Here is a 10,056-nt window from a genome sequence, read left to right on the forward strand (position 1 = left end):
GGCGGGGGCGGGGTTTGTATCGGGTGGGTATCAGGAAGCGCTTGGTCGTCCATCGGATCAGTGCGCCAGGTCACGGCAAAGGGGGCGCCGTGGCTTGGATCTGGCAGCTGCTCGAGCGAGGCCGTCCAACCTGACCTGGGCATTCGTCGAGGGAAGAGGCGGTGAGGGTGTGCCGCGTGTCCCCTGGGCGACGCGTCGCCGCGTCCGATGTCTGCCATATCGTTTCTTTCAGGTCGCCGTCTGCGCGTGCGTGCATACGGGACCCGTGCCTCACGACCCTCCGAACAGGAGTCATGTACCCGTGTCCTCGCCCACCCCGGCCCCGGCCTCTCCGCGACCTGTGCGCGTGCTGCTGGTGGAGGACGACGATCTGATGCGCCGGTCCTTCACCGTCGCCCTCGAGCGCTACGGCTACCGGATGAATGCCGCGGCCGACGGGCTGGCGGGGCTGGAGCTCTTCCGCGATGAAAGCTTCGACCTGCTGATTCTGGATGTGATGCTGCCCGGTCTCGACGGGATCGGCCTGTGTCGCAGAGTCCGGGAGACCAGCTTGGTGCCCGTGCTGATGATGTCCGCCCGCGGCGACGGGCTCGACGTCGTCGCCGGTCTGGAGGCCGGGGCCGACGACTACGTGGTCAAACCCGTGGACACCTACGTGCTCGTGGCGCGCATCCGTTCACTGCTGCGGCGGGCGACCTACGCGCCCGCCCCGGGGCCCGGGCAGGCCGCCGGCGAGGGGCCCTCACCCGCCGCGGGAGAGTCGCTGGTCTTCGGGGACCTGACCATCGACACCGGCGGTCTGGAGGTGTCCGTCGCCGACCGCCCGGTGGCGCTGACCCCGACCGAACTGAAGCTGCTGCTGGAGTTCGCCGCCCACCCGGGAATCGTGCTGGAGCGGCACACCCTGCTGCGGAACGTCTGGGAGTACGGCTGGGACGGCGACAGCCGCGTCGTGGACCTGTGCGTGCAGCGGCTGCGCAGCAAGCTGGGCCGGGACCGGATCGAGACGGTCCGCGGCTTCGGCTACAAGCTCAGGCGCTGAGGCCGGTGCCCCCCTTCCACCGGACGCAGCCGGCCCGCGTGCCCCTGCGCTGGAAGATCGCCGCGCTGGCCGCGTCCACAGCATGCCTGGTCGCGGCGGCGGTCGGGGTACTGGTGCACATGTGGACCGCGAGCGACATCCGGAGCCAGGCCGAAATGCAGGCCTTCAACCGGCTGTACTCCGCCATGGACACCTACCGGCGCACCGGCACCCTCACAGACGGCGCCCAGCTCGATCCGCCCGGCCTCCCCGTCACGCTGCGGCACCCGTCGGACGGCGCCCGGCACACGGCCTACGACGGGCGCATCGACGGAAATGTGGGCCCGAGCGCCTGGGCCGCCCAGCGCGTCGGCGGCCCGGACAGCCCGGTGCTGGCCTTTCAGGTCAATATGAGCCCGCAGCTCCACGATCTGCGCCGGCTCGACGTGACCATGACCGTGGCCTCGGTCATCGCACTCGCGGCGGCCACGCCCCTGGCGGTCTACGGAGCCGGGCTGCTCGGCCGCCGACTGCGCCGGGTCTCCGAAACCGCGGGCCGCATCTCCGCCGGAGATCTGGATGCCCGGACGGGGCCCACCCAGGGTCGCGACGAGGTGGACGACATCGCCGCCACCGTCGACCTCATGGCGGACACTCTCGGCCGACGGCTGCGCACCGAGCGCCAGTTCACCGCGGACGTGGCCCACGAGCTGCGCACCCCTGTCGGCGGTCTGCTGGCCGCCGCCGACCTGCTGCCGTCCGGTGAGACGGAGGACCTGGTCCGGGCCCGGGTGCGCGACCTGCGCGACCTGGTCGAGGACCTGCTGGAGATCTCCAGGCTGGACGCCGGCGCCGAACACCCTGTCCGCGCCCGGGTGCCGCTCGGGGCGGTCGTCTCCGAGGCGGTGGCGCGCACCGGCCTCGACACGGACGTCACCGTCGCCCACGTACGGCGCGAAGAGGCGGCCGAGACTGTGGAGACCGACCCGCGCCGCCTCGAACGGATCGTCAGCAATCTCGTCGTCAACGCCCACCGGCACGGCGACACTCCGGTACGGGTCTCCGTCGAGGGCCGTTGCGTCGTCGTACGCGACCATGGCCCCGGCTTCCCCCCGGACCTGCTGCGCGACGGCCCCCGCCGCTTCCACACGGGCGCGGCGGAGCGCGGCTCGGGTCATGGCCTGGGCCTGACCATCGCCCTGGGCCAGGCCCGGCTCCTCGGCGCCGAGCTGCGCCTGGACAACGCCCCGGACGGCGGCGCCGTCGCTACCCTGCGCCTGCCGGTCTGACCGCCCGGCCCGTACGCACCGGGACTGCCCCCTACAGAACTGCTGCACAGCTGAGCGGACGCCGATACACGGCGGCCCAGACTCCGATACGTCCCCCGGACACCCTTCGATCCGTACCCCTTGGCACACCGAAGAGGAGTCCTTGTGACCGCCGCACCCCTTGACCACCACGGCTCGCTCATGCCGCACCCGACGGCCGGGATCGCGGCCGCCGTCACCGACCTGTCGAAGGTCTACGGCAGCGGTGACACCCGTGTCGCCGCCCTGGACGGTGTCAGCATCTCCTTCCGGGAGGGCGAGTTCACCGCGATCATGGGTCCCTCCGGCTGCGGCAAGTCGACCCTGATGCACTGCGCCGCCGGGCTCGACTCGTTCAGCTCCGGCTCGGTGCGCATCGGCACCACCGAGCTGAGCACGCTCGACGACCGGCAGCTCACCCAGTTGCGCCGCGACCGGATCGGCTTCGTCTTCCAGTCGTTCAATCTGCTGCCGACCATGACCGCGCTGGAGAACATCACCCTGCCGCTGACCATCGCCGGCCGGCGGCCCGATCGGCAGCAGCTGGAGCGCGTGGTCACGATGGTCGGCCTCGCCGACCGTCTCGGCCACCGGCCAGGACAGCTGTCCGGCGGGCAGCAGCAGCGCGTCGCGGTGGCCCGCGCACTGGTCTCCCGCCCCGCGATCGTCTTCGGCGACGAGCCCACCGGCAACCTGGACTCCCGCGCCGGGGCCGAGGTCCTGGGCTTCCTGCGCGACTCGGTGCGCGAGCTGGGCCAGACCGTGGTCATGGTCACCCACGACCCCCTCGCCGCCGGCTACGCCGACCGCGTGGTCTTCCTTGCCGACGGCCGCCTGGTCGACGAGATGGTCCGTCCCACCCCGGAGCGGGTCCTGGACCGGATGAAGGGCTTCGACGCCCGCTCGCGCACGAGCTGACCGCCCTCGCTCCGGCACCGCACCAGCCGCCCGCTCGCCTCCGTCGAGCCCGCCTCCCAGGATTCCGTACGCCATGTTCCGTACCGCTCTGCGCAATGTGCTCGCGCACAAGGCCCGCTTGCTGATGACCGCGTTCGCGGTGATGCTCGGGGTCACCTTCGTCACCGGCAGCCTCGTCTACGGCGACAGTCTCAAGCAGGCCGCCGTCGACCGGGCGTCCGCCGGTTATGACCGCATCTCCCTCAACGTCGCACCCGATACCACCCCTGACGGACCGTCGGCCACGCTCGACGACCGCACACGGACCAAGCTGGCCGAGCTTCCCGGCGTCACCGCCGCCGCTGGGCGCGTCAGCGGCTTCGCCGCCGTGGCCGATCCCGAGGGCCGGCTGCTCGGCAACGGCGAGTTCCGTCAGGGCGGCAACTTCGCCCCGAACGCGCGGGGAACGGACCCCGCCTACCGGTTCACCCACGGTTCCGGCCCCACCGGCGACCAGACGATCGCCCTCGACGAGGCCAGTGCCGCCAAGGCCGGCTATCGCGTGGGCGACACCGTGCGCGTCGGTACGAACACGGGAGCCGACTCCTACCGGCTCACCGGCGTCTTCCGCACCGACGGGTCCAAGCTCTCCGCCGGTGGCAGTCTGACGCTGTTCAGCAACGCCGTCGCCCAGCGGCTGTTCCTCCAGCCCGGCCAGTACACGCACATCGAGATCACGGCCGATCCCGGCGCCGACGTGATCCGGCTCGGCAGCCGCGTCGAATCGGTACTGCCCAAGGACACCAGCGTCATCACCGGGGCCCAGCTCGCCCGGCTCCAGGCGAACCTCGCCTCCGGTGACAGCGACACCATGAGCCAGATCATGCTGGGCTTCGCCGCGGTCGCTCTGTTCGTGGCCACCTTCCTCATCTCCAACACCTTCACCATGCTGGTCTCCCGGCGCACCCGGGAGCTGGCCCTGATGCGGGCCGTCGGCGCCTCCCGCCGACAGGTGCGCCGCATCCTGCTGACCGAGTCCGTCCTCGTCGGGCTGATCGCCTCCGTGGCCGGCGTCATGGCCGGCGCCGGGGTCGCATCCCTGCTCCAGACCCTCTTCTCCCCCGCCGATGCCCCGCCCGCCCCACTGGTCCTCACCCCCGTCACCGTGATCATCGCGATGGTGGTCGGCACCGCCCTGCCGGTGATCGCCGCATGGCTGCCGGTCCGCCGGGCCATGGCCATCCCGCCCGTCGCCGCGCTCGGCGCGGCCGAGCCCCCGGCGCCCGCGAGCGCCGGCTCCCTGCGCAACCGCCTCAGCGCCGCGCTGCTGCTCCTGGGCATCGCCACCGTGGTGTACGGGGCCCTCACCACGGGGACGGACGCCCGGACCGTCATCGGCCTCGGAGCGGGCCTCACCCTCATCGGGGCGATCGGCCTCATCCCGCTGCTGTCCCGGCCGTTCGTCGCTCTGGTCCGGCCGCTGCTGGTACGCCGCAGCCCGGTCCACGGCGACCTCGCGGCCCGCAACACCGTGCGCGACCCGCGCCGCACCGGCGCCACCGCCGCCGCACTCGCCATCGCCCTCACCCTCGCCTCGGGCCTGTCCGTCCTCGGCGCCTCCGCCTCGCAGTACCTCGAACGAGCGACCACCCACGCCCTCACCGCCGACTACGTGGTGAAGGCCCCCTCCGGCGGCCAGCGGATGACCCCCGCCACCGCCGGGCTCCTCAAAAGGCTGCCGGACGCCGCCTACAGCCCGCTCAACCAGTCCACCCAGTACGAGTTGGGCGGCACCACCTCCGTACTGACCGGCGTCGACACCGCCACCATCGGCACACTCCTGCGGTACGACGTCATCGAGGGCTCCCTCGACAGCCTCGCCGCAGGCCAGATCGCCGTGGCCGACTTCAAGGCCAGGGCGGCCGGCTGGAAGGTCGGCCAGAGCCTGCCCCTGAAACGGCTGGACAAGTCGGGCGACGTCACCATCGGCGCCATCTACAAGGCGGACGAGCAGAGCGATCTGACGCCCAGCATCACCGCGCCCGACGCCCTCGTCGCCCGCTACGACTCCGCCCCGAGCACCCATGCGATCCTCGTCGCCACGAAGGGCGGCCCCAGCCGGGCCGCGCTCGCGGACGTCACCCGCGCCCTCGGCGACAACCCCGCCCTGGCCGTACTCGACAAGGAGACCATCGCAGCCGAGGACACCAGCGGCATCGGCGACCAACTCAACGTCTTCTACGCCCTGTTGAGCATGGCCCTGGCAATCGCCGCGCTGGGAGTCGCCAACACCCTCGCGATGTCCGTCCTCGAACGCCGCAAGGAGATCGGCACGCTGCGCGCCATCGGCCTGGACCGCGCCGGTGTGACCAGGATGATCCGCCTGGAAGCCCTGCTCGTCGGCGCGCTGGGCACGGCCCTCGGCACTGTCCTGGGGATCTTCATGGGCTGGGCACTCGGCCGCACCTTCCAGGAGAGCGTCGCGGGCTACACACTGGTCCTTCCCTGGGGGCGCCTCGCTCTCGGCGTGCTCATCGCCCTGGCGGGCGCGCTTCTCGCCTCGCTCTGGCCGGCCCGCAGGGCCGCCCGCGTCGACATTCCCACTGCGACAGCAGCCCAGTAGCCGCTCGTCCAGAGGGACGCCGCTGATGCCCGTGCCGGGCGGCGGACCGCCGCCCGGCACGGGCATCAGCATCGTCTCGGACCTACCGCGACCTCAACGGCCCACCGTGTCCGCGTTCTTGAGGAATGGAATGCTCGGCACGAAGAAGTACTCGCCGCCGCGCATGGTCACCGACTCCGCGATGCCGTTCGCGAACGTGGAGCCGGGCACGCCGTACTTCTTGGGCCAGCGGGGCGCGGGTTCGAGGTGGCCTTGGCCCACGACCGGGTCCTGACCCGTCTTGGGTTCGCCCTCCTTCCCGCCGACGACGAAGTCGACGTTGTTGCACCAGCTCTGCTGCATGAACTCGAACTGCTTGGCGATGTCCCTCTGAGCGCACAGGAACAGCAGCCCCACCTTCTTCTCGCCCGTGGCGGTCTTCTGCTCGTAGCTGATGGCGCGGCGCGTGATCCGGATGAGCCGCTCGTCCTCCAGTTTCGCGCCGAACTGCCACACGGTGTCGCCGCGGGGGTTGGTCTTACGGGTGTGCGCCTGGAACGGGCACAGCGCGCCCTTCTTGTCGTGCAGGTAGTCGAAGTCGTTGGGGATGGGGTCGTCGACTCCGTGCGCGGTCGCCGGTTCGCCGACCGGCGTGCCGTCGCGGAAGCGGCCGACCATGTACGCGCCGGCGAGTTCCAGGTCGCCCTGGTGCGTCTTCTTGCGTCCGTCCGCCTTGGCGAGTTCCTGCGCGAGCAGGAGGCGCTGCCGGTTGAAGCGGGCAAGGTCCTGCTCCAGCTTGCGGTAGACGACGTACGTGCCGTAGCCGGTCATCCCGTTGCCCGCGTGGGCGAACGGTTCCTCCTGCGGGGCCACCGGGTCCTTGGCCAGGATGAGCTTGAGCGGAGCCGCCGGGTTCCACCTGCTGGTCCCCTCCCCGTCCTTGGCCTTCTTGATGTCCTTGGTGAGGAAGAGCGGTTCGCTGACGCCGTCGGCGAAGCCGAAGTGCTCGCGCACCGGGCCGTCGGGCCGCAGCCGGAGCACCTTTCCGATCTCCTCGTGCGCGACCGTTCCGCACGGGCTGATGCCCTTCTCCACGCCTTCGCGGATCGTCGTCGCCATGGCCTTCACGACATCGGGACTGTCGTCGGCGATGATGACCAGCGCGTGCAGGTCATTCCGGAACCCCTCCTCCCACGCCGACGGGAGCGGGTCGCCGAGCTTCTTGTAGGTCGCCTCGCTTCTCGTACCGGCCTTGAAGGACGGGTCGGCCGAGGGGGTGGCGTACCCGAGGGTCTCGTAGCCCTTGAAGGACAGCATCAGGCCGATGAAGGGCGGGCTGGCGTTCGTGGCCAGTTCGAGGCTCAGATACGCCTCGGGATCCGGCTGCCGCCGCGCATCGGCGAAGATCTTGGCGCGTTTGGCGGACAGGTCCCACTGGGCCTTGGCCGAGGTCACCTTCAGACTCATGGCCTTCAGCCATTGCCTGCCCGCCTCCGCCTTCCCCGGGGTGAACCGGATGAAGAGATGGCGGCTGTGGTCCCGTCCATGGCTCTTGAGGATGTTGCCCTGTAGGTCCTCCATGAACTTCTGTTCCTCGGCGTCGAACTTTCCTTCCTGCTCCTCTGGTCCGATCCCGGTTTCCTTGTCGAAGTCGATCCGGGTGAGTTGGGTGGTCACACAGCCTCCTGTGACGGGTCGAGGTGGGGTGTGCGCAGGACGGCTTCCTGCCGGCCCGCCGCATCGCCCGCCATCCTTTGACACCCGATCGAGCGAGCAGCACTTCACACGTTCGATTCACTCGACTGCGAGATCGAGTCACTCGCGCGGCTCTCCGTCATGCAATCAATGCGCCGGGGCGCACGCCGGGGCGCGAATGAAAAACCGGATACATAAACCTTCTTCATTCTCTTTCCCGACTCACTGGAATAACGCGGAAACGTTTCTCGCCGCCACTCGATACGAATATGCGGAAAGCTCTCTGACATGCGGATTCCGCACTCTCAAGCGGCCCCGCCTTCCCCTGCTAGCGTGCAGCCGAGAACACCGGAAAAACCTACCCGGAGTGCGAGGTTCGCGATGGCACAATCATCCCGGCTGCCCGAAGACAATCCACACGACGGAATTCCAGAGACCGGTCCGGTAAGGCGGCGCGCGCTCTTGGCCGGAGCGCTTTCCGTGACGGCCTCCGGGCTGCTCCTCGGAGCCGCGCCCCGGGCATCCGCCGCCGAGACGCTCGAACCCCTCGACATCACCGGCCCGGACGCCCTCCTGGGGCGGCGCTGGATCCACCTGAAGCTCGACGAGAACGGCCGCGGCGCGCCCGTACGCGTACCGCTGCGCATCCCCGAGTCCGCGTCAGCCGCAGCAGCGGGGGCGGCCGGGCCGGCCGACATCCGTGTCAGCAGCACCACCGGGCTCACCCGGATCGGCACCGCGCCCGACAAGCCCGAGGACGGCGCCGTCACGCTGCGGGCCACCGCCGCCGGCACCCCCGGCGAACTCTGGGTGACCCCGCGCCGGCTCGGCTCCCCCGGCGTACCCGCCGACCGGCTGGAGATCCGGACGCGTCAGGCCACCGCGATGGTGGATGTCTGGATCGAGCCGGCCGGGGGGCGCTGGTTCGGCGCGGACCGGGACCTCCAGCTGCTGGACCTGGAGATCGTCGCCGTACACGCCGCACTGGTCCGCAAGGGCGACGGCGCCGAGGTCATCATGTGGTCTCCGTCGCGCGAGATGGACAAGGCCGGCAACCCGATCCCCAACCCCGACCGGCCGGGCAAGTGGGTATGGCAGGCGTTCCACATGGGCACCCTCGAATCCCGCGCTCTCGACCTGGACACCCTCAAGACCCGCAAGAGGCCCATGACCGGCGGCGTTCCGAAACCGAAGAACATCTTCTGCGGAGGCCACGCCCACCTGCCGGACGGCAGACTCCTCGTCGGCGGAGGGCACGTCGACCCGAACCACCAGGGCCTCGAAGACGGCCAGGGCGTACACGTCTACGACGCCAACGCCGCGAGCGGCTGGAGCGAGGGCCCGCGGATGGGCGTCAACCGCTGGTACCCGGCCGTCACAACGATGCCCGACGGCCGGATGCTGATCGCCGGCGGCAGCCGCACGAACCCCGCCCGCGTGCCGTCCAAGGACAACGCGCGGGACGGCTACTGGAACAGCTTCAACAACAACTACCAGGTCTACGATCCCGCCGGCGGCACCCTGTCCCCCCTGCGCCAGGCTGAGGAACTGATCGACCCCACGCTGCTCTCGTCGCAGGACCGGCTGGCCACCTACCCCAACATCTTCGTCCTCCCCGGCAAGACGGCCACGTCGATGCCGCTGGTCGCCATGGTCGAGAGCAACCGCGCCTGGCTCTACCAGTACGACGTGACCATGGACGCCCCGCTGGTGAGGGAACCCGTCGTCTACACCATGCGGGGGAAGGGCTCCCGCAGCTATCCCACATACGGCTCGAACGTCCTGCTCCCGCTCCGGCCGGGCGCGCCCCGGCACCGGATCCTGGTACTCGGGGGCCAGCACGAGGAGCAGACGAACCACCGCGACCTCACCTTCGAGCAGAAGAGCACGGCCACCGCGGAGATCCTGGACGTCGACGTGTACCAGCCCCTGAACCGCCAGAAGGGCTGGCGGCAGGTCGGCGGCATGAGTCATCCGCGGGTGCTGTGCGACTCGACCCTCATGGCCGACGGCACGGTCCTGGTGAGCGGAGGGTCCGCGCAGGGCTGGGGCGACATGAACAAGGTCCCGGTCCTCGCCTCCGAGATCTTCGACCCGGACACCGAGACCTTCAGGCCCGCCGCCGAGGGGGCGACCGACCGGCGTTACCACGCGACGGCCCTGCTCCAGCCCGACGGAACCGTACTCAAGGCGGGCAGCACGGGCGGCTTCGGCCTGGACGCCGAGACCGAGGAGTCCCTGTTCGACGAGCACACCACCGCCGAGCGCTACTACCCGCCGTACCTCTACCGCGGCCCCCGCCCCGCCATCACCGCCGTGGCCGGATCCGGCACCGGCTGGACGGAACTCGGCTACGACGACGAGATCGGGCTCCAGGCCAGTGGCCCCGGTCTCGACGCCCGGTCCAGGGTGGCGCTCATCCGGTTCGGTTCGACCACTCACGGCAACAACATGGACCAGCGCTACGTATGGCTGCGCACCGGAACGCAGGATCCCGACGGGTACGAGCAGTGGACCATCCACTTCCGCACCCC

Annotated in this window: 6 protein-coding genes; 5 read left to right on the forward strand and 1 reads right to left on the reverse strand. The window is 70.5% G+C overall.

Annotated elements, in window-relative coordinates; all coding sequences use genetic code 11:
• Window positions 1–301 precede the first annotated feature (301 nt).
• From cseB to VIU94_RS40360, 4 genes are all read left to right on the forward strand, one after another.
• On the forward strand, window positions 302–1,042 hold the full coding sequence (gene cseB, locus VIU94_RS40345) for a two-component system response regulator CseB (protein ID WP_331919898.1): 741 nt from the start codon (window positions 302–304) through the stop codon (window positions 1,040–1,042).
• 38 nt (window positions 1,043–1,080) lie between these two features.
• The gene (locus VIU94_RS40350; protein WP_331919900.1) at window positions 1,081–2,310 is read left to right on the forward strand and encodes a sensor histidine kinase; all 1,230 of its coding nucleotides are present in this window, start codon (window positions 1,081–1,083) and stop codon (window positions 2,308–2,310) included.
• A 180-nt stretch (window positions 2,311–2,490) separates the two neighbouring features.
• Window positions 2,491–3,246 (forward strand): ABC transporter ATP-binding protein, encoded by a 756-nt coding sequence (locus tag VIU94_RS40355; protein WP_331919908.1) that lies wholly within the window; start codon window positions 2,491–2,493, stop codon window positions 3,244–3,246.
• 73 nt (window positions 3,247–3,319) lie between these two features.
• Complete coding sequence (locus VIU94_RS40360; RefSeq protein WP_331919902.1) at window positions 3,320–5,848, forward strand: ABC transporter permease; 2,529 nt, start codon at window positions 3,320–3,322, stop codon at window positions 5,846–5,848.
• A 93-nt stretch (window positions 5,849–5,941) separates the two neighbouring features.
• On the opposite strand, the gene VIU94_RS40365 is transcribed toward VIU94_RS40360, so the two are convergent.
• A complete protein-coding gene (locus VIU94_RS40365) occupies window positions 5,942–7,504 on the reverse strand; it encodes a Dyp-type peroxidase (protein WP_331919904.1) in 1,563 nt (520 codons plus the stop codon).
• Between the two features lie 498 nt (window positions 7,505–8,002).
• Between VIU94_RS40365 and VIU94_RS40370 the strand changes: the two genes are divergently transcribed.
• Window positions 8,003–10,056, forward strand: a 2,054-nt coding sequence (locus VIU94_RS40370) for a galactose oxidase-like domain-containing protein (protein ID WP_331919906.1), incomplete at its 3' end; no start/stop codon positions are given.

The organism is Streptomyces sp., assembly GCF_036566765.1.
Classification (GTDB): Bacteria; Actinomycetota; Actinomycetes; order Streptomycetales; family Streptomycetaceae; genus Streptomyces.

Bases quoted from the DNA above. Each gene is read 5' to 3' on its own strand.
- VIU94_RS40355 (WP_331919908.1), top strand. From the start codon at position 2,491: ATGCCGCACCCGACGGCCGGGATCGCGGCCGCCGTCACCGACCTGTCG.
- VIU94_RS40360 (WP_331919902.1), top strand. From the start codon at position 3,320: ATGTTCCGTACCGCTCTGCGCAATGTGCTCGCGCACAAGGCCCGCTTG.